Below are 24,991 nucleotides of genomic sequence, written 5' to 3'. Positions count from 1 at the left end.
TAACGGCTCAGGCCTGGGTCACCATGTGTTTGAAGAGCTCCTTCAAGTCATGCTGCTGGTCAAGATTCCAGGCTATTTGAAAAAACGCCTGGGATTGTTTGTCTTTCCATATGCCCTTGACCGAGCGCAGGAATTTTTCCTCGGTGCCCAGGCGGGTAAGCGGCTTGCCGCCGAAACCGGGAAGGTCATCGACCTGTTCACTGATGACCCGGCCATCGTTTAGCGTCACCGTGACCCGAGTAGGCAGCCGTTGTGGGGACATTTGGGTCAAGGCATCGTCTTCCTCTACCGTGAGTTTTTTCAGTAGAGCCACCAGACGCGGGTCCTTTAACGCTGTATCCGAATAGCTGGAGTCCTTGATTTCATGGTCGAGCATCGCCCGCACCACAATGTAGGGCAGGCTATGGTCAGCGGTTTCCCGGGTCTTGGGGGCGAATTTTTCGGGTGACTCGGCCGAGTACTGATGGCCGGCATGGGAGGTGGCGATGACGATGGATTTGACCTTTTCCGTGTCCGGGATGGCCTTGCCTACTTTGGCGGCGGCGGCAATCGCGGTCTGCAACAGCGCCTGGGCCGGGTAGGGCTTGATCTGGCATTCAGCGATCTTGAAGGTCCCGGAACGGCCACCGAATTGCTCGGTGTCCAAAGTGAACGGTCCCGACACTTGTTTGAAGAACCCGGCATTGCCTTCGAATGCAGGCGCAGGTCCGGTGAGTCCGGCGCGGGCCAGTTGAGCGGCAAAAATGGCGGTGCGCCCGGCTTCGGCATCAGCCAGGCCCTTCCAGTTTGACAGCACTTGCAGACGAGTCTGGTTCATCGCCAGATGCCCGGCGAATGACAGGTTGATGGCTTCGGTCAACTGTTGGGTTGAGAGGTTCATGAGCTTGCCGGTCGCCAGCGCGGCGGATGGCAGGCTGAAGTTTGGGTGATCCCAGCCGCGTGCGCTGATTTGCACCGTGTCGAGCAGGCGGCAATCGATTTCATAGGCCAGCGCTATGGCCAGGATCAACGCTTGACCGGAACTTTTTTGCGCCTCGGCCACGGCCAGGCAGGGCGTGATGTTGTCGCTTGGATGCCCGACTTCTTTCCCGGCGTAGGAGTCGTTGAGATCGAAATAACGTACCGCTGCGCCGTTGGCGAAGGACGCCAGGTCCATGTTGGTTTTGCGCGTGCTGCCGATCAGTGTCGATACGCCGCCCGGTATCGCCAGCGCCACCTCGCGCACCTTCTGCACTTGTGGCTGGTTCAACGCACCGATCGCGCAGCCCATGGCGTCGATGAAGTGTGCTTTCACGCGCTCGACGATGTTGGCCGGTAGGCTGGCGTATGGCATAGCGGCCACGTAATCGGCCAACTGTTCAGCGAGGGTGGGTGCAGACGCAAGGTTTTTATCCTGCGCGAATGCAAAGGCCGGGCTCAGGGCCAGGCAGGTCATTGTTCCTAGCAAGCGACGTCTATTGATCATGTACGGCATGAGCACTCCAGCTTCTTTTGTTTTTAGGGATGAGTCCGTGGGCAAGCGTGGTTCAATCGGTAAAGCCGTAGAAGTAGGCTGGGTTGTCCACCAGGATGGTCTGGCGATGTTCACCGGCCCAGTCGTTCAGCAGATTGACCAGTTGAGCATCGTCGGGCTTGTGCTGCTCGGTGATGTGCGGCCAGTCACTGCCCCAGAACATCCGGGTTGGCGCCCATTGCACCATCTGCCGTGCGGTCTCCAGCGTCGGTGCATAGTTGGGCGCGCCGCTGTCGCTGTTCAGATAGGCTCCCGATAATTTGATCCAAGTCTTGCCTGCCTCCAGCCAGCGGCGTAGCAACAGTGCGGCGGGGTGAGCCAGCCCGGCGTGGGGCGGCAATCGGCCCATGTGATCGATCACCAGCGGTGTTGGCAGGTGGGCGATCAGTCGTTCATGCGCCACGAGTTGATCGGCTGCCGCGTGCAACTGGATATGCCAGCCCAGCTCGGCGATCCGGGCCGCCAGGGGCGCGAGGGTGTCCCAGGAGGCGACTGCATTGGCGTTGTTCCACAAACTGAAACGCAGCCCGCGAACGCCAGCCTGGTCGAGACGTTCCAGTTCACGGTCGCTGATATCGGTCGCGACCACGGCGATACCGCGTGCTTTGCCCTGGCTGCGGGCAATGGCATCCAACAGACAGGCATTGTCAAAGCCGTAGTGCTTGGCTTGCACGATCACCGCGCGACTGCTGCCCAGATGCTTTTGCAGCAAGCCATAGTCATCCCAAGTCATGTGAGTCGGGGTTGGCGTACCGGCAATGGCCGGGGCGAAACGCGCATCGAGGATGTGCAGATGGGCATCGCAGGCGTTGTCCGGCAACGCTGGCCGTGGGCGCTCGACGCTTGATGAGTGAGGTACTGATGAGGCAGTCATAAGCAGGGCTCCTGGAGCGGACGGGCGACAATGGTGCAAACAGCGGCGTCGGCCTGGCGGCGATTGCACCGTCGATGCGGGCGACTGCTGCCAGTCAGAGGCGGATGAGGTCTGCCGCTCACGTCGAGCCGCTCGCAAATCATGATCGCTCACGGGCTGCTCAATGCCACCTCTCTATTATTGTTTTTGAGGCGGCGTTGAAGTCGCCGCACTCACGCGTATCGCGCCGCGATCTAGCCGAGCAGGCCGGCGCTGCGCGCTCGTGCCAGCAGTGTCTGGGCGCTGCGCACGAAGGGGCCGTCGACCATCTGGCCATCGACCCTATACGCGCCAATGCCCGCTGCTTCGGCTTTGGCAGCGGCCTCGACCACACGCGATGCGTGGGCGATTTGCTCGGCGTTGGGTAGAAACGCCTGATTGGCCAGGTCGATCTGGGTCGGGTGGATGCATGACTTACCGACATAACCCAAGCGCTGGGCAGTGTCGGCTTCAGCGCTGAAACCCTGGGGGTCGTCGATCTGGGCGAAGGCTGAATCGTAAGTCGCCACTCCGGCTTCACCCGCCGCCAGGCGCAGGCTCAGGCGGATCTGGTGCAGCGCCCATTGATCCTGGCGGTCGATGCCCAGCGGCTCGAACAAATCGGCCAAGCCCAATTGCAGACCGTTGACCCTGGGGCTGGCGGCAGCAATGGCCGCTGCATTACGCAGGCCCTTGGGGGTTTCGATAGTCGCCAGGATCGCGATGGGGCGGGTCATGCCGTGCTGTGTTTCGAGCTCATCGAGTCGCTGGGCGAGGGCCTGAATCTGCTCGGCGGATTCGACTTTCGGCAGGTTGATGACCTGCATCGCGGTGCCGACCAGCGCGCTCAGATCATGCTCGTAATGGGGCGAAGACGAGTCGTTGACCCGTACCACGATGATTTTGTCGGTGGGCTCTAGGGTGCCCAGGAAGTCGCAAAGCCATTGGCGCGCGCTGTCTTTCGCGCAGGGATCGACCGCGTCCTCCAGGTCGAAGCTGACAGCGTCTGCCTTGGAAGCCAACGCCTTGGCGAAGAGTTCGGGACGCGAGCCGGGCACGAAGAGTTTGCTGCGCATTGACGATCCTCGGTGTTCTTCTTATGGGCCACGCCGAAGGGCGACGCAACGGGATCTATATTGCAAATCAGAGGAAGATAACTAAAGTGACTATTACTTGAATTAGAGTCCAAAAAAAACTCACTATGGATACTCGCTATCTGGAAAGCTTCCTCCAAGTCGCTCGCCTGGGCTCCACCGCCGCTGCCGCCCGTCTGCTCAATCTCACGCCCACTGCCGTGGCGCAGCGAATCAAAGCGTTGGAGCATGAGATCGGTGCGACCTTGCTGACCCGCGCCGGGCGCAACATGCAGGCGACAGCGGCCGGAATGGCGTTGATCGAACCCGCCGGCGAACTGGTGCGGCGTACCCGCGACCTGAGTGCTATCGCTGCGCTGGATGTGATAGCCGGAGATTTGCGCATTGGCTGCATCTCCACCGCCCTGGCGTATCTGGTGCCCAGGGTGCTGGCGACGCTGATCGAGCGTCACAAACACTTGCACACACACCTGGAACCTGCGGTGTCCACCGAGCTGTACCGCAAGGTGGTGGCAGGGGATATCGACGTTGGCTTGATGGTACGCCCTGGTTTTGATCTGCCTAAGGAGTTCACCTGGCGCGCACTGTACGATGAACCGTTCATTGTGCTGGCCCCCGCGCAATTGATTGGCCGTCAAGCGCATCAGGTGCTGGCCAGCGAGCCGTTCATTCGTTATCACCGCCGTTCATGGGGCGGCTTGCTGGCTGACCGCTATCTACTGGAAGCCGGTATTGCTCCTCGCGAGCGTTTCGAGATCGATGCGCTAGACGCGATTGCCGCGATGGTCGGTGGCGGACTCGGCGTGTCATTGGTGCCACGTTGGCATCCGCTGCACGCCAACCTCGATGCACTGGCGCAACTGCCGCTACCGGGCGCGGGTTTGCGTCGGCCGATTGGCCTGCTGTGGAAACGCAATTCGCCGAAGGTCAATCTGATCAATGCGTTTTGCGAGGTGTTGTACGAAGGGGCATCCGGGCGAGTGGGACAATTGTTGTAATCCAGTTTTATTTCACTCTGAAGCTATTGAAAACTATTTTTAATCTCTTGTCGCTGAGCTCAAACTTTATTTCAACGCCGTGCGGTCGCGCCCTCCAGCGAAACGACTGACGCCATACGAATTAAGCAGTACAGCGGAGATATTTTCATGAGTGAGCGCCTCACCCCCGCGTCACGCCTCGAACGCTCGGGATCCGTTGGCCCCTTGAGTGGGATCAAGGTGTTGGACCTGAGCGCTTATATCGCCGGACCTTATGGCTGCTCGCTGCTGGCCGACCAGGGCGCCGAAGTCATTAAGATCGAACCGCCCACCGGCGACAACTTGCGCAAATACCCCTCGACCCTGTCCAGCGAAAGCCGTGCCTTCCTCGGCGTCAACCGCAGCAAGCTGGGGGTTGTGCTCGACCTCAAACGCCCTGAGGGCCTGGAGACGCTGCGGGCCTTGGTACGTGAAGCTGACGTGCTGGTGCACAACTTTCGCCCCCGCGTGCCGGACCGGCTGGGGATCGGTTACGAGCAACTCAAGGCGCTCAACCCGCGCCTGATCTATTGCGCCGTCACCGGTTATGGCGAAAGCGGTCCGCTCAAAGACAAGGCCGGATACGATCAGGTGCTGCAAACCATGACCGGCATGTGCGCCGCGCAAGGCAAACCAGGCGGTCCGCCGGAAGTGCTGTATGGCTCGGTGGTTGATTACTATGCCGCCGCGCTGGTCGCTGGGGGGATATCGTCGGCTTTGTACGATCGAGAAAAAACCGGGGAAGGCCAGTATGTCGGCGTGTCCTTGTTGCGTAGTGCCTTGACCATGCAATCGGCGCGGCTGATCTGGGCTGAGGGCGAACCGGCCAAAATGGATCGCGACATGCGCTCCGGTGGCATCACCGGTATTCATCCGACGCGGGAAGGGCACTTGTACCTCTCGGCCAACACCCCGCATTTCTGGCAGGCGTTGTGCGAGAAGACCGGCCTACTGAACCTGCTCGATGCACGCTATGACAGCGTGCGCAAACGCGCCGAGCACCACGCGGTGATCGTTCCGCAATTGCATGCCAGCTTGCAGGCGCGTACCGCGCTGGAATGGGAAATAGAATTTGGCGATGCAGTGCCCTGCGCCGCGGCGCGTCGGATTGAGGACATGTTCGATCATCCGCAATGCCAGGCGGAGGACTTGATCGCCGATTATCAGCACCCGGTGGTAGGGCATTATCGCGGCTTCACCCGGCCCATTCATTATGGCCGCACCCCTGGCCCGCAGCCGTTCGCGGCGCCGACCTTCGGCCAGGATTCGGATCGGGTTCTGCGCGCCCATGGATTCACCGATGAACAAATCAGCGGGCTGCGTGACTGTGGCGCATTGCTGTAAGCCGAACCCTGCATGAACGGGTGCGTTGAGCGCCCTGGCTGTTCCATCCATAACAATCACAATAGGATTTTCTTCATGCCAAACGACCTGGTGCAACACTGCGCGTTAGTCTTCCACACGTGGAGGATGGCCAAATGACCGTGGCGCTCAACACACCTCGCAGCCTGCGTACCCGGCTGACGGACAACACGATCCGCGTGTTCGAACGGACCATTCCCGACCCGTTCGTATTAGCGATCTTCCTGACCTTTGTGATCGCCCTCGCGGCACTGATCTGGGGGCCGCAGGCGTCCGTCAGCAATGTGTTGTCAGGTTGGTACAAAGGCTTTTTCAATATTTTCACCTTTGCCTTGCAGATCACTTTGGTGCTGGTGCTGGGGCACGCATTGGCCCATGCGCCTATCGTGCAGCGCTTCTTCACTCGGCTGATCGGTTTGGCACGCACTCCGGCACAGGCCGGCGCGCTGATTTTCGTCAGCGTCGCGGTGACTTCGTTTTTCAACTGGGGTTTTGGTTTGGTGATGAGTGCCCTGCTGGCGCGTGAAATCGCCAAGCGTATGCAGGTCGATTTCGCCTGGATCGTCGCGGCGGGATTTTCCGGCTGGGTAGTCTGGGCCGGTGGCCTCTCCAGTTCGATCGTGTTGGCGCAGTCCACGGCCGGCAGCCCGATGAACGTGGTGGAAAAAGTCACCGGACAGGTATTGGGGGTGGGCGAGATGGTGTTTGCGCCGTTCAATATGGTGCCCACCCTGGTGATGCTACTCGTCATCCCGTTCGTGATGGCCGTATTGCGTCCACGGGGTGACGATGTTGTCGCACTGGATATCAGCAAGCATCCGGACCCGGTACCGGAACGTAAGCCCGAGGGGCCATGGACGTTCGCCCAACGCCTGGAGTACTCGTGGCTTGGTAGTGTGTTGATGGGCGCTGGCGGCATCGCGGTGATGGTCTTTGCCTACTTTGGCCACTTGCAGTTCACCGGCGTCAACGCGGTGATTTTCGTGATGTTCACCGCGGGTATCCTGCTGCATCGCTATCCGTTGGCCTATGCCAATGCGGTGAAGAACGCCGCCAGGCAGAGCGGCTCGATGATGCTGCAATACCCACTGTACGGCGGCCTGATGGGGATCATGGAAGCTACCGGGTTGCCAGGAGTGATCGCCAATTCCTTCGTCGCCATTTCCAACGAGCACACACTGCCGTTCTGGAGCTACGTCTGCTCGCTGGTGGTGACGTTTCTGATTCCCAGCGGTGGCGGCCATTGGGCGGTGCAGGGGCCTTTCGTGATTCCCGCCGCGGTTACACTGCATGCCTCCTTGCCGGGAACTACCATGGCCGTGGCCATGGGCGAGCAGGTTTCCAACATGCTGCAGCCTTTCTGGGCGGCGCCGGTAGTGGCGATGGCCGGGGTAGGGGTTCAGCGCGTGCTGGGCTTTACGTTCGCGACGTTCCTGGTCGGTGCCGTCGTTTATGGTGCGGCGTTGCTACTTCTTTTGTAGCGGGGCGCAGGAGGAAGTTGTACGGTGCCCTGGCGGCTACGAAGTCGAAGCTTGCGGCCGGTGCGATTGGTGATGAGGCGATCCCCGGAGTGTATCGCCATTACGGTCGAGGTCCTGGCGTCGGCGAAGTCTACAACTGAGCCTTTTCATACCTCAGTGCTCCACGAGACTCTATTCCAAGCCGATATTTGTTGTCAGGCGCCGCGCTCCCAAGTTTTTCTGAATCGCTACCGTAACCGGGTGAAAATTCTTTACTGGGAGCGCAACGGCTTCTGCCTGTAACTCAAGCGACTGGATACTGGATTCATCGGCCAAAAAAAGAGTCGAGGGTCCATCGATTCGAGCCAGCGAGGCCCAGAAATAGGGCGCAGAACATCGCGGAGGGTACGGAGTAGTCGAATGGCGACTTGATCCCAAACGAGATCGCCATGGCTGCACCGAACAGCAAGAGCAGACCTGCGCTGCCGAAGGCCGCCCACCGCTGTGCGAGTCCGAGTATCAGCGCAACGCCAAATAGGAGTTCCAGCACCGTCGAGGCAAAGCCGAGAAAGGCGATCGTCGATGCCGGTGCAAACGCATTGACTTTGGCCGCATAGCCCAGAAATCGCTCGAATGTACCCCAGGAAACTCCGCGATCTCCCGGATTGCCGTAGAGCCCGAGCCGATCGCAGACCGATAACAGGAACGAGCCACCCAATGCGACACGGCTGCCCAGCGAAAGAAGATCGAGGGCAAGAGCACCACCTAGCGTCGCGGGTTGTAGCTTGAGAATCGGTTGACCCTGTGACGTGCTTAGGATGTTGCGAATCTTTTTGGTTGTTATCATGAGTCCTGACTCCTAATGTCCTGTGTTGCTAGTGGTCTGTGTGGTTAGTTCTCTTAGTCAATTTCGACGCCACACCCCCTGGCCTGCGTTGTCGGCAATCCGCAACCGCGCTGGCTTGTCTGCTTTCGCCGGCCTTCACCCTACGCGTATTCATTTTTGCGCAGGTCGTTCAGCAAAATAGTCACCGTGCTCCCCGGCAATAAAATCTGCGTAAGTCAGTGGCTCGGATAGCTGAATGGCCCCATCCGGGTGAAGAAATGGCATAAGCCGGCGAATGGAAAACCCTTCAGATTTCAACAGTTCCCACATATCATTTACTGCTTTCCGATATTCCTCAGTACCGTGGTCGAAGCTGTAGCTTGACCATTCGAAAATGATTCTCAATCGAGGAGAGTGCCTGATCATAGCTTGTGCACCCGCTATGACATACGGCTCAGCTGCTTCGACATCACAATGAAGCAGATCAACTTGCTTTGTGCCTATGATGTCGTCCAAGGCCAATGTCTTGGCGTTGAATTTATTCATGATTCCTTTGCCGGGAAGCCACTGACCGTTATGATCGAGAATAGACGGTACAGAGTCTTTTGACCAAAATGGGTCTGCAGAGCTCGGTTGTTCTGTTACATTGAGTTCCAGGTGACCTCCACCGGCGAACTGATAATCAAACACAAATCCCAATTCTTCTCCTGTTTCTCGATAAACGGCACGATTGAACGCAGTAGTTCGATCGGGAATGCCCGCATACATTATCGTTTTTAGCAAAGTGGCAAAGACTGCCGGATTTGCTTCGAATGAAAAGACCTTGCCCTTGTTGCCGACAATTAAGCCGCCAAGGCTGGTGTAGTACCCGAAGTTTGCGCCTACGTTGACATAGGTGTCGCCGAGTTTCAGCGTCTCTTGCACTAGCCGAGTTGTCCAAGGTTCATGCACGCCATCACGAATGATCCCTATTGCAACGTCAACATTATAGGACGGTACGACGACGTGTCCTCCCCATCGGGTTCTAACCAGGCAGAGATCCCGCCCCAGGTAAGAAACGCTGTGATCGCTTGAGGGGTTCGAATGTATTTCGTTCAGGTTGCGATTAATCTTTCGAGCGGGAAGGGCCATATTTGTGATGACATTCCGTCCGCGTATCGCAAATTTCGCTGTGTTCTTTATACCTTTAATTAATGTTTTTATCCGGTTGTCGACCAAAATCCTTCCCCTCATCTCTTGTCGATTAATCTATAAAATTCGCGATCAAACGCTTCTGCGATGTTTGATTTGTCGCAGATATAATTCAGGATCTTGATTGTCTTCCAATCTACCGTTGATAAGACGGATAGTGCGACTTGTCATACGTTTCAGCAGTTCTTCATTATGTGAGGCAAATAGAAAGCCTTCATTTCTTTGAATATAGTGTTCAAGACGATCATTTGCCTTATCTTGGAATGCCTGGTCAGCAACACCAATCCATTCATCTAACAGGAGAATATCTGCCGGCTCCACCGTGCTCATGGCAAATTGCAGGCGACTGTACATGCCAGGGGAGTAGGTTCCCATGGGCATGTCAAAGAACGCACCGATATCGGAGAACTCTTCAACGTCGGAAACATATTCCGATTCCGTGATGCTTTTAATCCCAAGAAGGGCATAGCGCATCTTGACATTCTGCCTTCCGGTCAGCGCCGGCACCGTACCCGCACCGATGGTAAGCAGAGTACGTATAGATCCATAAACCTCCACCGTACCCGATACCGTCGGTAGCATCCCTCCTATTAATTTTAGAAGAGTGGTCTTTCCGTTACCGTTTCCACCGACAATGCCAATGCGTTCACCCCGGCGGACCTCAAGGGATATGTTTTCCAATGCCCTCAGGACGATGGACCCATTGCGTCGGCGGATTATCCGAGGATCTGTGCCAACGACCTCTTCCTTGACTCCTCTCAAAGGAATTTCGACAGTGGCGTTACAAATTCGAATTACGATATCCATGCTAAGACATCCATCTGTAGACAACAAGACAGCGATTTGCCGGAAAAAGAAGATACGACATAGTGAACCCCATCGTGATCAAACCGACGCTAATCAAGATCGAGGTAAGGGGAAAGTTTCCATCAATAATAGGGGATCGAGCCAGCTCTATGAGGTGATAAATTGGATTAAAGTCGACCAACCATCTGTGAGACTCAAGGCGATCGGGTGCCCAAAGAATCGGAGTCACTAGGTATATCGCAAATAGGATCTGAGGCAAAAAACCCCGAAGGATCCTCATCCTGTCGAAGAGATAGGCTAGGGGAAGGGACCAAGTGAGCAAAACCAGCGTTAGCAGAAATAGACCTACGGCAAACGCTAAGTAATTAGCATTGAATATAGTTGTCGAGTTCACAAAAAGAATAATTACAAACGATCCGCAGATTTTCAACAGCAAGGCAACTACAAACTCGTAAGTTGAAGAGAGATTGCTTATGAAGCCAGAAATGTTGTGGAACGATATATAACGCATGGCCTTGTCGTTGGAATAGGATATGTCTGAAACGAAAATCGAAATACCTTGCCAGATGGAAAACGATACGGCGAAAAATGGAATGAATTTTTCCAAGGGCTCGTTGAAAACGAGCCCCATAACTGATCCCAAAAGGAGAACGTGGATCAATACCGAGATGAAGGGGGCGATGAGCCCCAACCCCGAATTGCGTTTGTTTTCCGCAATATCCGCCAGATAAAGCTGCCATGCCAGCTTTCGTTGTGATACGAGAACATGTATGTCTGTAAAAAAATCACGTTCAACCCATCGCCATTGATTGCGCTTTAGCATGGGGTTTAGTTCTCCTTTATCAGTCGCCTCGCCGCAGCAATGTAACTTGCTGAGCGATGCTCGACGCTAAATTTTTCAAGATAGTTTTTTCGAGCATTAATGCGATCGGCTCGATCACCGTCGGTCAGCAACAATTTTTCCGCCAACTCCATATGATTTCCGATTTCAAAAAAGGAAATCGCGCCGGGCTGATACCGATCCAGTTCGCCGAAACACTTCGTGCGTGAACAATATAAGGGGCGCAACATATCAAGTGCCAGAGCCGCGGGTCCTGATGACGTCTGACCCACCTCTGCATATGGAAGTACCACGGCGTCGCACGCTAACATCACCTGATTGAACTCTTCATTTCCAAGCGCACCGCAAAAATGCACTCGCTTGCTCAACCCTTGATGTTTTTTGATCACCTTGAGCAGTTTCTGGATATAGGGCCGTTCAACGCTTCCTCTGTCGACTCCCTCGGGGTGCAGACCGCCCACTACAAGTAAATGATAGTGGCTTGGCAATGCGCTCAAGGCTTTAATTGCGATTTCGATTCCCTTGTAGGGTGATAAAAATCCGAAGCAACCGACTAATGTAGCACCGCTGCCGATGTTCATCTGCGCCAGGATTTTTATTTTGGCAGCATCATGACTCATGTGTTCTCTAACGCCCTTGCTGATGAAAGCAAGCGGTTGGTGTGTAATGTTGTCTTTCCGGACGCCGAGCAATGTAAAGTTCTTTGCTTCACGCGCAGTTTGAACAATGTGATGAAATTTTCCAGGGTTTCTGCGGAATTTTGCAAATAACCTATTAAATACGTAGTTACCTCGCCACGCCCGCAAATAATCGACCATGCCCTGCCGGCTGAAATGGAACCTTGGGCTGTCAAAAGAAGGGACTGTATGGTAAGTAATGATCACCTTTTTACTCTTTCGAATTATGGCGTTTAGATTGCTCCAAATCTGCGTTGGCACGAAACCCAGAAGACCGGGTTCGAATTGAATGTTAATAATATCGGCGCTCTCAATTTTTTGCAGGAGAATATTAAATTCAGCTCGCGCCGCGCGTTTTGCATAGGGGGATTGGGATCTGAGAAGATCAACAGGCAATGACGCGATTTCTACATCGAAGTCATTCTGTTGACGCAAAGGCAGTTCCAGGAACTCAACGTATTGGGCTATTCCACACGCACGGCGATAACTGGAAACGATCAATAATTTTGGTAATTTCACTGTTTGATCAAACCGCGATTTTATATCTAAATATTCCATAAAGCTCCCCGCAGACGAATGGCTGCAGCATTGCATAGACCGATGAGCAAAGGTCTGTCGGATTCAGAACGATGACTTTTTGAGCGTCCGATGTAATGAAGCCATCAAGGCATTCAAATTTGGTGAATTGGAGTACGGGCCTTCAGTGAGGGTGGGCACCTGGTCTTCGGCACAGTTCATGTTGATGCCAATCTTTGCTGACGCGATAGATGACCGTCGGCAGGCATTGTTAACTCTCCTGGTTTTCCCCCAGACATCATTTCTCGGTACATTTCGGCGTATGCGCGACCCATAATCGTTCCCGAAAAGGTCTCTTCGAAGCGGCGGCGAGCGGCCTTGCCAAAACGTTCCGACTCAATCGTCTCGTGAGCCAGTCTATTTATGGCATCGGCGAGAGCCTGGACATCATTGGCCTTGACCACCAGGCCCGTTTCTCCCTCCAGGTTTACGAAGCTGGTACCTGTACCTATTTCGCAGGTGATCATTGGTTTACCGAACATGGCAGCTTCAACTAACGAGAGGCCAAAGGCTTCCGAACGCCTGTTTGACGGGAAGACAAATGCGCTACATTGTTCAAGCAATGCGGTCTTTTCTCGATCGGAAAGCGCACCTACAAAGTGTACATTTTTCAGGCCGAGTGTCGCGGTGCGTCTCTTCAGATCCTTTTCCATCGGCCCGTTTCCAACTATAACCACGTCAGAATCAATCCTTGCTGCAGCCTCCAAGAGGATGTGCAGGCCCTTGTAATAGCGAAGCACGCCAACAAAGAGAAAAAACGGCCTCGGAAATCGAGAGCGCCATGTTTCTTTTTCTTCTAACGTTGATGGAGGATAGTCGGCCTCATCCAGTCCAAGGGGTATAACCGTTGTCTTTGATTTGTAACGCTGCAGCACCAGGCTCGTTTCGATATAGCGAGGTGATGTCGCGACAATACGGTCAACGCTTGATAAGAACCGATGCATCAGTATCGTATAAATCCGCAACAAAAATTTTTGCTTGACGATATCCGAATGATAAGTGACCACTGTCGGCTTGCCGGGAGGGGAAGTTAGGTGAACGATGTCCATCATGGGCCAGGGAAAATGATAATGAATGATGTCCGCCTTTGAGGCCAATTCACGAAAATGTGTGATCACTTCCCGCGAAAAGCCGGTGGAGGCGAATTCAAAATCAAGCTTTGACTTATAAGCCATATGACCGCCAAACTCGATGGTGGCGTTTTCGGGATTTCTGCTCAGGGAAAGCACATCGGATTTTATGCCGTAATTCGCGGCTCCTCTGGCAATAGCGTGGATCGCACGTTCGATACCGCCAAAAGTATCCGGCCAATAGGTCTTATAGAAATGCAGAATCCGCATAACGCTCCTGTGCTGGCCTCGAATGGCGAGCGACTTTTTCGAAGGGTATATCCGTTGTGCCTGGTTTCCCTCGCATAGGCTCAGGGAGGCGTCGCGAGAGAGATTGGTTGGGCGCGTGGATCCCGGGTCTTTCCGGCTTGCGATGGCCCTTGAACCGCCCTGATCATGTGTTTGTCGAAGGGGGCGCGACATTTCAGCGACCGGCGTTGAGTTGCTGCGACATAATCGAGATATTGCGTAAGAGCGCTGACGAGGTGATAGAAGATCGAGGCGGGTACGTCTTCGGCCCTGGGTCTGCCCTTTTCATCGATCACGTCAATCCACAGACCCCGCGGGGCTTGTTCGATATGCCAGCGGAATAGACGCCCCACCCGCGCCTCGACTTCTGGCTTGAGATCGGGTCCGCCATTGCCATCGAGTGCAATAGCTGCCCTCACAGCCTCGGTCTGGGGCCAACTACGCGATTGGGTATCAAGCGCCAGGCCATGGCGAGAAACAGCGCCATAGGCGAGTTCCGTGGTGCGGTTCAGGCCGTTGGCAATGGCTGAGGCATACAGTTTGCGTGCGTGGCGGATGACATCTTTCTGACCGGATGCCGCGGCAAAACTAGACAAAAGATGGGCCCATTCAAAATGATGTCCAGGCTCCGTCCACTCGCCTTTTTCGCCCGGTGCGCGCTCCCAATCGTCGGTAAAATACTCGCCGAGTGTCCACGTCTCTGCATCGAAGAGGTGCTGGCGGAACAAATCGACAATTCGTGCGGCCTGCTGAAGATAATCCCGGTTCCCCGTTACGTCGTACCAGGCCAGGAACGACTCAAGTAGATGCATATGTGGATTGGATCGACGTAGGCCGGTATCCCCCGGTACTTCCAGAAAACCCCGCAGCTTGGAATCGGCAAGATACTGGTCGAGGAAGGTAAAGGTTTGCGTGGCAAGATCGAGCGCCTGCGGATGGCCCGCCCGATGGGCATGTGCCAGTGCCAAAAGCACGCAGGATTGATCATAGGCATCTTCTGTCCCATCGAGGACCGTACCATCAGGATTGAATGTCTTGATCCAGCCGCCACGATCCGTCCGGCCATTGGCCGTGATGAACTGTATGCCGTGATCGATCAGATCATTGGCCGGTCCGTCCCAGCCCATTTCATGCGCCACTGCGAAGGCGTAGATCTGCCGCGCCGTGGTGCGCATCCGCTTGGGTCTGGTGATGGGGGTGGCATCGAAAGTCAGTGCCTCGTGGAAGCCGCCGTAGCGGCGGTCGACACCGACCGTCGACCAAAGCGGCAATGTTTCCTCGAACAGCCAATGGCGAACCCGCTTCTCATAGGCACCGATTAGCGGCAGGCGGTCCTGCGCCGGTGTGAACTGGGTTTCAAGGCGGCCGGTTTTCTCCAACTGCTCGACGATCTTGCGAACATTCTGACTTTCGGTGACAGGCGCAATGAATGTTGCATCGCAGGTCGACACGACAGCGAGATCGCGAAGGCCGATGGCGGAAAGCAGGCGACCATCGCTGCGCAAATAGCTGTTCTCGCAATCGATGGCGACGACATCGCCAACGATCACATTACCGTTGCTGTCGGTGGCGCTGACTTCGAGCAGCGATTGCCACGATCCGAGATCGTTCCAGCGAAAACGTGCCGGAACCAGCGCAATGTCTTGCGCATATTCCATGATGGCGTAGTCGAAGGAAATGGCCGCCACCTGCGCATAGAGATTATGTGGCAGATAGGTTCCACAGACGTTGCTTGTCGCTTCGTCGAGCGCTGCCACGGCCCCATCCCAGATCTTCGGCGCATGCGCCCGGAACGCATCGCGCATCGTGCTGGCACGGAAAAGAAAGATGCCGGAATTCCAGAGGAAATTCTTGGAGGCGAGGTACTGGGCCGCAGTTTCCTCATTGGGTTTTTCCACGAACTTTATAACGTCACGGATGTTTCCGTTCTGCGGACCCACCTCAATATAACCATAACCGGTTTCTGGCCTGTCCGGTTGGACGCCGAAGACCACGATACGACCGGCCATGGCCGCGTCTGTGCCGGCTTCTACAGTGTTCCAGAAACCGCGATCCGTGGTAATTTCGTGATCGGACGGAACGACGAGCACCAGATCATCGCCATGTTCGCGCAGCGTCGTCTCTGTTGCCAACACAATGGCGGCAGCCGTGTTACGTCCTATCGGCTCGAAAATCGCTCGCCCGCCCGACAAGTCGACGCCGCAAAGGTCTCGGCTGATGCGCTCCGCATGACGTTCTGAGGTGAGTAGATAAACCGGAACGCAGGTATCGCCTTCTCGTGCACTCATACGTTTGACCGTGCGCAAAAGCATGGAGCCCTGGCCGGACAGGTTGTGAAACTGTTTAGGGAAGTCTTCACGCGATAAAGGCCACAGACGTGAGCCCACCCCGCCGCTCATGACAAAGCTGATGATCGTTGCTTGTTGGGTCATTTTTATACAGCAATCAAATTAGTTGAGAAGGAGTCGGGATAATGGTTGTCGCCCTTTTTCCGTCCCGAGGTATCGAGCCACTTGATCTTCAGTCCCTGGACCGGACACCCAGGTGAACCCACCAAACCGAGTGCCCTCCATTGACAAGCTATGCCCCTTATTTGCCTGCCACTTGGCGTTATCATTCAGTGGATGGAGTTTTGTGACGCAAGTTGGCAGGGGCGTATTATCATCGCGAAAATTTGCCCAGGTCTTTGGGATAGCTGACGGAGCTTTTGTTGGAGAGGACAGAAAATAAAAAATCGGCGGCGCTAAGGTCTGACTCAATGCCGTTCGGTTCACCGACGGCATGTAGATAGATGTCGCCATCGGCGCCAGAGGCTCATGACATCTTGACAAGAAAAATACTAAGAGAATTTAGCTAATGGATGACGGGCGATACGAAAGGCGGCCGGCTATGGTGGGGCATGCAGCTGCGTTATCCGACCCGCTGCCACATATTCTGCTTATCGACGACAACCCGGAAGATATCCGCGCGACGCTCATTCTGCTAAAGACGCAATCATGGCGCCTTTCGGTGGCCTGTGATGCCAGCCAAGGCTATCAGCGGGCGTTGGCATTGCGTCCGGACTTGATCGTTCTGGATGTCTATATGCCGCAGATGGACGGTTTCAGCCTGTGTCGGCTATTGCGCGAGGCACCGGCTACCCGGCAAACACCCATCCTCTTCTTGTCTTCGGCGAACAGCTCTGTCGAGCGTCTGGAAGGGCTGACATTGGGCGGGGTCGACTATATATCGAAGTCCTGCGAACCCGAGGAGGTGCTGGCGCGCATCCGTATCCATCTGCAATTGACTTGGCGCGAACGACCGGCCCGCCAGTGCGACCCGACAGATCCGGCATTGGAAGGTGATGAGATCGTTCTACGTGCGGCGATGCGCCTGATTGGAAACCAACTGGACGACATGCCCTCGCTGGCTGAAATCGCACAAAAAGTCGGCACCCATGAGAAACGCCTCTCTCGTATATTCCGCGAGCATCTGGGACTGACGGTGTTCTCCTACATTGGCGATGCACGATTGCGTCGCGCTCAGGAGTTGCTGGCCGAAAGCTCCATGAGCATCCAGGATATCGCCGAACTGGTGGGTTTTCGCAGTGCCTGTAATTTCGCCACGGCGTTCCGACAGCGACGAGGTATGGCACCCAGCCAGTTCCGTCAGCAAGCCCAGGGCGTTGCTGACGAAGACTTGGCTGGACGCACATAGTGTTGCCGTTACAGTCTTTGCTGCTGATGGTGGGCTTGTTGTTCGCCAGCCTTCTGCATGCGGCTCAGGTGCCACTCTGCCAAGCTAATTATCTGAACTTGCTGTCTGCTACGCAGATTTTCGAAGACCCGCAAGCAAGGCTGAGTTTGGAGGACGTTACGCAGCTTCCCGCCGCGCGTTTCAAGGCCACGACCACTGACTGGCCGACTCGGGGTTACAGCCACTCGGCGTTTTGGTTGCGGCTGCAGTTGACTAATTCGAGCGATATGAGCTGCTTGCGCTGGCTGGTGGTCGGCGCTCCACGCCTGGAAGATATCCAGGTGTACCAATGGAACGCCGGGCGCTGGAGCTGTTCGCATGCGGGAAGCGCCTATCCCCTGGACGAATGGCCGCAGCCGGCGGCGCGCCAGCCTGCCTTCCAGGTCTCGCTGCCGGCGGGAGAGACCGTCGTGCTGTTGGTCCGGGTGACCAGCACCTCACAGCTATTCCTCGGCCCACAACTCTGGGCGGAGCGAGTGCTTCTTCGAAGTCAGCAACATACCTATCTGGTCGATGGGCTGACGCTCGGCATTGTCTTATTGATCGTCCCGTGCGGTCTCATCGTTGGCTGGATTTTGCGTTCTCGGTTGTTGATGGTCAATGCGAGCGCGGTACTCGGCTATATTCTGCTGACTTGTATCGTAAACGGCTATCTGGTGTTTTGGCCCGCCGCGCTCGGCTGGGCGCGAGAGTTACTGACGTTCGCCAGTGTCGCCACGTTCGCACTTTTTCTTGCTTATATGCGCGTGCTGCTACAGGTCTCTCGGTTGCCCGGCATCATGGGGTGGATATATGGCGTGCCCCTATTGGGTTGTGCGCTCGGTAGGCTTTGGTGGTTGAAGGTCGATTCGGTTCAGGGCGCGTATTTTGTCCAGATGTCCCTCTTGAGTTTCTACGGGGTGTTGCTGCTTACGTTATTTTTTGGCTGGCGAAGAAGGCTGACCTACAACTGGATGGCGTGGTTGGTCTCGGGGCTGCTGTTGCTACAACTGGCGATTCGATATTTTTTCCGGCTGGATCAGTTGCCCTGGCAGTCGCCCGAAGACAAATACGATTTATCCTCGACCTTGCCTGGCGTGGCTTTGCTGGTGTGTACATTGATCATGGAAGTCAGCTGGAGTCGAAGCCGGGAAAAGCACGCGCTGTCCAGCCTGGAACAACAACGACAAGCCGAGCATGAGCGTCTTGAAAGCACCGTGGCACTGCGCACCGCGCAGTTGCGTGAGTCGCTGGCGGCACGCAGTGGGTTGATGGCTCGGATCAGTCATGACCTGCGTTCGCCGCTGGTGCGCATCATTGACTATGCACGCCTGTTGCGTGCCGGGCCAAACCGGGATTATCAGGCCAATATCGAGCGCAATGCTCGCCAGCAACTGGAGCTGATCGACGAGATGCTGGAGTTCTCCCAGGGAGAGCTGGAGCAGATGCAGCTAGCTCTCGCGCCAGGGTATCTGTACGGCTTCCTGCGGGAGATCGAGGACGAGGCAGGCTTTCTCGCATCGCGCCAGGGCAATAGCTTTGAGGTCGTTCTGTCGGATGACCTGCCGGTACTTGTGCAGGCGGATTTCAAACGCCTTCGGCAGATACTGATGAATCTTTTGGCAAACTCGGCGAAATTCACGCGCAACGGACATATTCGCTTCGAAGTGACTTGTTGCCCAGGAGCGACCCCTGAGACTGTGGAGTTGTGCTTCGGTGTAGTCGACACAGGAATCGGCATTGATCCGGGAGAGTTCGACCAGTTACTTCAGCCGTTTCGCCGTGGACGCAATGCGCAACGCTACGAAGGCTGCGGGCTGGGCTTGTCGATCGTCACTCAATTGCTGGAACGTATGAACAGCCGGCTGGAACCGCAGACCACGGAGCAGGGCGGCAGTCGCTTCAATTTCCGTCTCCAGTTGAAATATGCGCGAGAACAGGAGCTGGAGAACGGCATCCTCGATAACAATACCGCGCCCTTTGATGGACAGGGTAAACATATCCTGTTGGTCGATGATATCGGGCAGAACTGCGAATGGCTGTACGACCTGTTGGCCGGTTACGGCTTTGAGGTGAGCATTGCGGCGACCGGACAAGAGGCTTTGGTCGGTCTGGGAGAACAGCAGGTCGATCTATTGATCAGCGATCAGATAATGCCCGGTATGAGCGGTTGGGAACTGCTGCGACGCGTGCGCGGTCGGTGGTGCAGCTTGCCGGTGATGCTCTATTCGGCGGTCCCGGCCCGCCGGCCCAACGATCATCCGGCTGATCTGGTATTCGATGCGGTATTGCTTAAGCCTGCGGATAGCAGCGAATTACTGGCTTGCGTCAAGGCACTGACCCTCTCAGATACAGTGCGGCGCGCCAGGGCAGGGGAGCAATAATATGCTCGGTTTGGGAGGGAGATTGCTCTTGCTCGGCAGCCTGTCAACAGTGCCCTGGGCGTCGGCCAATGTGGTGGATGAGGCGCTGGCGCGACGCATGTCATCGTCGCCAAACAAGCTGGTGCTCGACGAGACGCCGGTGACCGCTCGGCGGCGCGAGGAAAACCCGCAGCAAGTGCCGATCGCCATTAACGTGCTTTATGGCGAACAACTTGAGGAGGCCGGCCTGCATAGTCTGCAAGACATTCAGCAGCGGGTGCCCGGACTGGTGGTGTCTGGCCACGACAGCCGCTATACCGGTATCGGCCTGCGTGGGTTTGGCGCTAGCGCATACAACGATGGCTTGGAAGGCAGTGTCGGCACCTACGTCGATGGCGTTTATCTGGCGCGCCAGGGCATGGCACTTACCGAGTTGCTGGATATCGAGCGCATCGAAGTGCTGCGTGGACCGCAGGGCACGTTGTTTGGGAAGAACACCACCGCTGGTGCGTTGAATATTGTGACTCGACAACCGACTTTTTATCCCGAAAGCCAGCTTGAAGCCAGCTACGGCGAGCATGGCATGCGCCAGTATCGTGGGACGATTTCCGGGGCGGTGCTCGACGATGTGCTGGCCGGGCGCCTGAGTATCTTTGACCGCACGGTCGACGGGCGAGTGGAAAACCTGGTGGACGGAGCCCGGCTCGGTGATGCGGACAGCCAGGGGCTGCGCGGGCAATTGCTATGGACGCCGAACGTGGACTTCAGTGCGCGCCTGATGGGGGATTACGCTCAGCAGAACGAGGCCGGCAATGTCCTGCTGGTCAATCACTACGGCACGCAGACACGCGAGCGGGCCAAATTCTTCGGTTATCCGCTGTCGGAGCCCGACCCTTACCGGCGCCAGACGCGAATCGACGCACCGGGGCGTCCCCGCACCCTACAAAACGGCCTTTCGCTGGAGTTGAACTGGGACCTGGACGATGCGATGCGCTTCACCAGCATCACGGCTTACCGTGACTGGGACTACCGCGCCGGGCGCGACGGCGATAGCAGTGCCCTGGCGGTGGCGCAGTCAGACACTGAGCTCGGGCACCGGCAATTCAGCCAGGAACTACGGCTGTCCGGCGCGGCAAGCTCGTCGCTCGATTATGTGGTCGGACTGTACTATTTGCGTCAGCACCTTGACCGTGAAATTGACGTCGAATTCGGCAAGGATGCCGCGCCCTGGTTCGTTGGCGACCAACTGGCGGTATTGCACGACCTTTATGGCATCACCTTTACCGATCCCTCCCAGGTTCCGGCCTTACTGTTGGAGGGCGCCCGACAGCGCTTTGACGGCGAGCAGCGAAGCGACAGTCGAGCCCTCTACGGTCAACTTTCCTGGCGCCCCCTCGAACGCCTGGAGCTGACCGGCGGGCTGCGTTACAGCCGCGAGCGCAAGGACGGTTGGATTTCCCGAGACACCAGCAACCTCGCTTCGCTGGCCGGTTTGCCTGCGACTTTCCAAGCGGGTGGCCAACTGTTGCGTGACATCGCTCTGGGTGGCGGCTATTACCGCCAGGATTCGATGGCGCAAGGTAACCTTTCCAGCCTTCTGAGTGCCAGCTATCGCGTTAGCGATGCGGTGATGGGATACGTCAGTTGGTCGCGTGGCTACAAAGCCGGCGGGATCAATTTCGATGTGGTCGGTCCATTCACTGCGCCCACCTTCGATGCCGAACGTGCGACGTCGCTGGAGCTGGGCATGAAGACGCGCTTTTGGGATGAGCGGGCGATGCTCGATCTCGCCCTCTACCAGACGGATGTCGACAGCTATCAGGCGCTCACTTATAGCCCCCCGGCCTCCCTGTTCGCGCCACCGCTACGCGACAACCTGATCAATGTCGGCAAGGTGCGCCTGCGCGGTATCGAACTGGATTCAGCCTGGCAACTGCATCCCCGGCTCAACCTGCGCGTGGGCCTGGCCTGGAGCGATGCGCGCTATCGCAGTTTCGCCAACGCACCTTGCCCGCCGGGCTCGGGGCAGTGGACCTGCGACCTCAGCGGTGACCGGCTATACAACGCGCCAGAATGGAGTGTCAGCAGTGGCTTGGACTATACCCATCCACTGCCCTACGGACTGGAAGCTTACAGCGGTCTGGATTACAGCTTCAGGAGCGGGTACTACGGCACTCTCGAAAGGGGCGAAGGGAGCTATCAGCCCAGCTACGGCCTCACCCACTTGCGCGTGGGGCTGCGTAGCCAGGACCGTACATGGGAGGTGGAAGGCTGGGTGCGTAACCTGTTCGACCGTCGCTACATCACCGCCGTTTATTCGCTGCTAGGGGCCGGCGACTATGGGGTAGTGCCCGGCGATCAACGGACAATAGGCACCACCGTTCGGATGCGTTATTGATTGCCTCTGACGTTTATTGCATGCGGCACCGTCTCACTATAGCTGTAGCCGCTGGCGCAGCCCGGCGGCTACACAAGCCTCTAACAATGAAGACGATCATCCCCGGCATAGATCGCAGTATGCAAACCGCCCTCGGCATCGCGCCAGGCGCGGTACATGCCGGGGGTATTGAAGCTGAGCACCGTCTCACCGGAAGGCGAAACCGCCACCACTCCGCCGTTACCTCCCAAGTCCTTGAGTTCGCCCAACACGACTTGCTCACAGGCCTGATTCAGGCTCGCGCCGGTCAGGCGCACTCGGGAAGCGATGTTGTGGGCCACCACCGTGCGTATAAAGAATTCGCCATGGCCGGTGGCTGAAATCGCCGCGCTGCGGTCGTCGGCCCAAGTACCGGAACCGATCAGCGGCGAATCGCCTATTCGCCCATAACGCTTGTTGGTAATGCCCCCGGTAGACGTGGCGGCGGCAACATGCCCGTGACTGTCCAAAGCCACCGCGCCGACGGTCCCGAACTTCTTTTCGACACCGCCCGGCTCCAACGATACAGTCTGCGGCTGCTCTTGTTGCGCGGCCCATTGGCGAAGGCGTAGCGGGGTGTCGTACCAACTGTTGCTGACGTGCTCCAAGTCCGCTTGTTCCGCCAGGAAGCGGTCAGCTCCGACACCGGCCAGGAGCACATGCTCACTATGCTCCATCACTGCCCGTGCGCCGCGAATCGGGTTGCGCAGGTGATGAATACCGGCCACGGCCCCGGCTTCCAGATTGGCGCCATTCATGATTGCCGCGTCCAGTTCATGGTCGCCGTTTTGGGTAAACACCGCGCCCTTGCCTGCGTTGAACCAGGGGCACTCTTCCAGTTCCACCACACTGGCTTGTACCGCGTCCAGGCTGCTGCCGCCCCGCTCCAATACGACCACTCCGGCTTTGAGCGCTTGTAGCAGCGCCTGGTGAATCGCGTCCTCGTCGGTCGGGTCGAGCAGGCCGGGGGTCAGTACACCGGCGCCGCCATGCAAGGCCATCGCAATTGAATGGGTCATAGCGTGTGTACTCCGTGATCAATAATCTGGCTCAAGAAACGTTGGGTGCGGGGGGATTTCGGCGCGGAAAAAAATCGTTCGGGCGGTGCCTCTTCGACGATTTCGCCCTGGTCCATAAACACAATGCGGTCGGCGACCTTACGGGCAAAACCCATTTCGTGGGTGACGCAAATCATGGTCATGCCCTCTTCGGCCAAGCCGGTCATCACCTCCAACACCTCGGCGATCATCTCCGGGTCCAGGGCCGAGGTCGGCTCGTCGAACAACATGACCTTGGGCTGCATACACAGTGCCCGGGCAATGGCGATACGTTGCTGTTGGCCACCGGAAAGCTGCGCTGGGAACTTGTTGGCGTGGTCGCGCATCTGGACCTTGTCGAGCAAGCCCAGCGCTCGCTCAATGGCCTGGGCTTCTGGTACGCCGAGGTTAGAAGTTTGCGGCAGGGTGCAGTTCTTCAACACCGTCAGGTGGGGAAACAGGTTGAAGTGTTGAAAGCACATGCCGACCTGGCGGCGAATCCGCTCCAGACCTTTGACGCTGGCGTTGAGTTCTTCGCCCAGCACTTCCACCAAACCCTGCTGATGCTGCTCCAACTGATTGATGCAGCGAATCAGGGTGGATTTGCCGGAGCCGGAAGGCCCGCAGATCACCACTTTTTCACCGGTTCGCACGGTCATGGAGACGTTTTTCAACACCTGGGCATTGCCGAACCATTTGTTCAATTGCTCGATGCGCACGATAGGTACGGCATCAACCTTGGCAGTCACTTTCATGAGCGGCTCTGCTCCATTCGTTGTTCAAGGTGTCGGGCATAGCGCGACAGTGCAAAACAGATGACGAAGAAATAAAGTGCCAGGAACACGTAGATCTCATGGCCGTAGTTGACCCATTCCGGCGCTGCGGCGGTGCTCATGGCGATGCCGACGATGTCCAGCACACCGACGATCATGACCAGCGTGGTCTCCTTGAACAGGCCGATAAATTGCGTGAGCAAGGGCGCGATGGATTGCTTGAGCACTTGCGGCAGGATGATCTGCCCCATGGCTTTCCAGTAACCGAAGCCCAAGGCCTGCGCCGCTTCGTACTGGCCCCTGGGCAGATTCTGCAAGCCGCCGCGCAGGGTCTCGGCCATGTAGGCGGCGGTGAACAGGATCAGCACCAACTGCACGCGCAGCAGAATGTCGAACGCCGAGCCGGGTGGCAGGAACAACTGGATCATCAGCGAAGCCATGAACAGCAACGAGATCACCGGCACCGAACGCACCAGCTCGATGTACAACACGCTGAGCAGGCGAATCACCGGCAATTTCGAGCGTCTACCCAACGCCAGCAGGATCCCCAGCGGCAGCGCAAAAACCATCCCCACCACGCCGAGAAACACGGTCACCAGCATCCCGGCGAACTGGGTCGAGGACACGGGCGTCAAACCGACACCACCCTTGAGCAACCACCACATCAACACTGGCAGCACGGCCAGGTAGCCCAATAACAGACGCCGATCCAGGCGCTTGAAAAACAGTAGGACAAACGTGGCGCCGGCCAGTATCAGCGAAAGGCTGACTCGCCACTGCTCGGCCTCTGGATAAAAGCCATAGACAAACAGGTTCCAGCGCTGGGTAATCGGCAGCCAGCAAGCGCCGGCGGGATTGCAGTCCTTGCCGCTGGTGCCGACGAAAGTGGCGTTGAACACCAGCCAGTTCAGCGCGGTCGGGATGCACCAGGCCAACAGGGCGATTGTGCCCAGGGTCAGCAGGCTGTGGCCCGGACTGGGAAATAGCTGGCTGCGACTCCAGGATAGGGCCCGTTGTGTCCAAGGCAAACGCGGCGGCAATTGGATGGGCAGGACTGGATTTATTGCGCTCATGT

The 24,991-nt window shown here is 56.9% G+C and carries 20 protein-coding genes; 7 read left to right on the top strand and 13 right to left on the bottom strand.

The annotated features are described in order from the left end of the window. Positions 1-7: 7 nt before the first annotated feature. From AWM79_RS18785 to AWM79_RS18775, 3 genes are all read right to left on the bottom strand, one after another. Complete coding sequence (locus AWM79_RS18785; RefSeq protein WP_244159574.1) at positions 8-1,465, bottom strand: MmgE/PrpD family protein; 1,458 nt, start codon at positions 1,463-1,465, stop codon at positions 8-10. Between the two features lie 61 nt (positions 1,466-1,526). Then, on the bottom strand, positions 1,527-2,387 hold the full coding sequence (locus AWM79_RS18780; protein WP_060783527.1) for an amidohydrolase family protein: 861 nt from the start codon (positions 2,385-2,387) through the stop codon (positions 1,527-1,529). Positions 2,388-2,620: 233 nt separating this feature from the next. Then, the gene (locus tag AWM79_RS18775; protein ID WP_060783526.1) at positions 2,621-3,481 is read right to left on the bottom strand and encodes an HpcH/HpaI aldolase/citrate lyase family protein; all 861 of its coding nucleotides are present in this window, start codon (positions 3,479-3,481) and stop codon (positions 2,621-2,623) included. Positions 3,482-3,606: 125 nt separating this feature from the next. Here AWM79_RS18775 and AWM79_RS18770 point away from each other — a divergent pair, with 125 nt between their 5' ends. The 4 genes from AWM79_RS18770 to tnpB all read left to right on the top strand — a co-directional run bounded on the left by AWM79_RS18770 (position 3,607) and on the right by tnpB (position 7,640). Beyond that, positions 3,607-4,497, top strand: a complete 891-nt coding sequence (locus tag AWM79_RS18770) for a LysR family transcriptional regulator (protein WP_060783525.1) — start codon at positions 3,607-3,609, stop codon at positions 4,495-4,497. Between the two features lie 147 nt (positions 4,498-4,644). Further along, entirely contained in the window at positions 4,645-5,859 is a 1,215-nt protein-coding gene (locus AWM79_RS18765; RefSeq protein WP_060783524.1) for a CaiB/BaiF CoA transferase family protein, read from the top strand. Positions 5,860-5,993: 134 nt separating this feature from the next. After that, positions 5,994-7,358 (top strand): short-chain fatty acid transporter, encoded by a 1,365-nt coding sequence (locus tag AWM79_RS18760; RefSeq protein ID WP_017133175.1) that lies wholly within the window; start codon positions 5,994-5,996, stop codon positions 7,356-7,358. Between the two features lie 72 nt (positions 7,359-7,430). Beyond that, the gene (gene tnpB / locus AWM79_RS25720) at positions 7,431-7,640 is read left to right on the top strand and encodes an IS66 family insertion sequence element accessory protein TnpB (protein ID WP_156430131.1); all 210 of its coding nucleotides are present in this window, start codon (positions 7,431-7,433) and stop codon (positions 7,638-7,640) included. A 22-nt stretch (positions 7,641-7,662) separates the two neighbouring features. On the opposite strand, the gene AWM79_RS18755 is transcribed toward tnpB, so the two are convergent. From AWM79_RS18755 to AWM79_RS18725, 7 genes are all read right to left on the bottom strand, one after another. Beyond that, positions 7,663-8,184: a DoxX family protein gene (locus AWM79_RS18755; protein ID WP_060783523.1), complete on the bottom strand. Its 522-nt coding sequence runs from the start codon at positions 8,182-8,184 to the stop codon at positions 7,663-7,665. A 150-nt stretch (positions 8,185-8,334) separates the two neighbouring features. Further along, on the bottom strand, positions 8,335-9,381 hold the full coding sequence (locus tag AWM79_RS18750; RefSeq protein ID WP_244159573.1) for an FkbM family methyltransferase: 1,047 nt from the start codon (positions 9,379-9,381) through the stop codon (positions 8,335-8,337). A gap of 45 nt (positions 9,382-9,426) precedes the next feature. Beyond that, positions 9,427-10,161: an ABC transporter ATP-binding protein gene (locus AWM79_RS18745; RefSeq protein ID WP_060783522.1), complete on the bottom strand. Its 735-nt coding sequence runs from the start codon at positions 10,159-10,161 to the stop codon at positions 9,427-9,429. A 1-nt stretch (position 10,162) separates the two neighbouring features. Next, the gene (locus tag AWM79_RS18740; protein ID WP_060783521.1) at positions 10,163-10,984 is read right to left on the bottom strand and encodes an ABC transporter permease; all 822 of its coding nucleotides are present in this window, start codon (positions 10,982-10,984) and stop codon (positions 10,163-10,165) included. A 5-nt stretch (positions 10,985-10,989) separates the two neighbouring features. After that, the gene (locus AWM79_RS18735) at positions 10,990-12,237 is read right to left on the bottom strand and encodes a glycosyltransferase (RefSeq protein WP_143063283.1); all 1,248 of its coding nucleotides are present in this window, start codon (positions 12,235-12,237) and stop codon (positions 10,990-10,992) included. A 176-nt stretch (positions 12,238-12,413) separates the two neighbouring features. Beyond that, positions 12,414-13,595 (bottom strand): glycosyltransferase family 4 protein, encoded by a 1,182-nt coding sequence (locus AWM79_RS18730; RefSeq protein ID WP_060783519.1) that lies wholly within the window; start codon positions 13,593-13,595, stop codon positions 12,414-12,416. An 80-nt stretch (positions 13,596-13,675) separates the two neighbouring features. Then, positions 13,676-16,045, bottom strand: coding sequence for an AGE family epimerase/isomerase (locus tag AWM79_RS18725; protein WP_082712641.1), 2,370 nt, complete (start codon positions 16,043-16,045; stop codon positions 13,676-13,678). 457 nt (positions 16,046-16,502) lie between these two features. Here AWM79_RS18725 and AWM79_RS18720 point away from each other — a divergent pair, with 457 nt between their 5' ends. Genes AWM79_RS18720 through AWM79_RS18710 form a run of 3 tightly spaced genes read left to right on the top strand, consistent with a single transcriptional unit; the run spans position 16,503 to position 22,088 of the window. Continuing rightward, positions 16,503-17,309, top strand: a complete 807-nt coding sequence (locus AWM79_RS18720; RefSeq protein ID WP_017133168.1) for a response regulator transcription factor — start codon at positions 16,503-16,505, stop codon at positions 17,307-17,309. Continuing rightward, a complete protein-coding gene (locus AWM79_RS18715) occupies positions 17,309-19,711 on the top strand; it encodes a hybrid sensor histidine kinase/response regulator (protein ID WP_156430130.1) in 2,403 nt (800 codons plus the stop codon). Before AWM79_RS18720 ends, AWM79_RS18715 begins: the two co-directional genes overlap by 1 nt. 1 nt (position 19,712) lies before the next feature. Beyond that, positions 19,713-22,088, top strand: a complete 2,376-nt coding sequence (locus AWM79_RS18710) for a TonB-dependent receptor (protein WP_060783518.1) — start codon at positions 19,713-19,715, stop codon at positions 22,086-22,088. A gap of 80 nt (positions 22,089-22,168) precedes the next feature. Here AWM79_RS18710 and AWM79_RS18705 read toward each other — a convergent pair whose 3' ends face one another. Genes AWM79_RS18705 through AWM79_RS18695 form a run of 3 tightly spaced genes read right to left on the bottom strand, consistent with a single transcriptional unit; the run spans position 22,169 to position 24,989 of the window. Next, positions 22,169-23,125 carry an isoaspartyl peptidase/L-asparaginase family protein gene (locus AWM79_RS18705; RefSeq protein WP_017133165.1) on the bottom strand — a complete coding sequence of 319 codons (957 nt, stop codon included), beginning with the start codon at positions 23,123-23,125 and terminating at the stop codon, positions 22,169-22,171. Then, positions 23,122-23,898, bottom strand: a complete 777-nt coding sequence (locus tag AWM79_RS18700; protein WP_017133164.1) for an amino acid ABC transporter ATP-binding protein — start codon at positions 23,896-23,898, stop codon at positions 23,122-23,124. Before AWM79_RS18700 ends, AWM79_RS18705 begins: the two co-directional genes overlap by 4 nt. Then, on the bottom strand, positions 23,895-24,989 hold the full coding sequence (locus AWM79_RS18695) for an amino acid ABC transporter permease (RefSeq protein ID WP_026013306.1): 1,095 nt from the start codon (positions 24,987-24,989) through the stop codon (positions 23,895-23,897). The genes AWM79_RS18700 and AWM79_RS18695 overlap by 4 nt, the downstream gene beginning before the upstream one ends. Positions 24,990-24,991 lie beyond the last annotated feature (2 nt).

Origin of the sequence: Pseudomonas agarici, from assembly GCF_001543125.1 — a bacterium.
Taxonomy (GTDB): Bacteria; Pseudomonadota; Gammaproteobacteria; order Pseudomonadales; family Pseudomonadaceae; genus Aquipseudomonas; species Aquipseudomonas agarici.
This window is presented reverse-complemented; position numbering and strand designations above follow the sequence as displayed.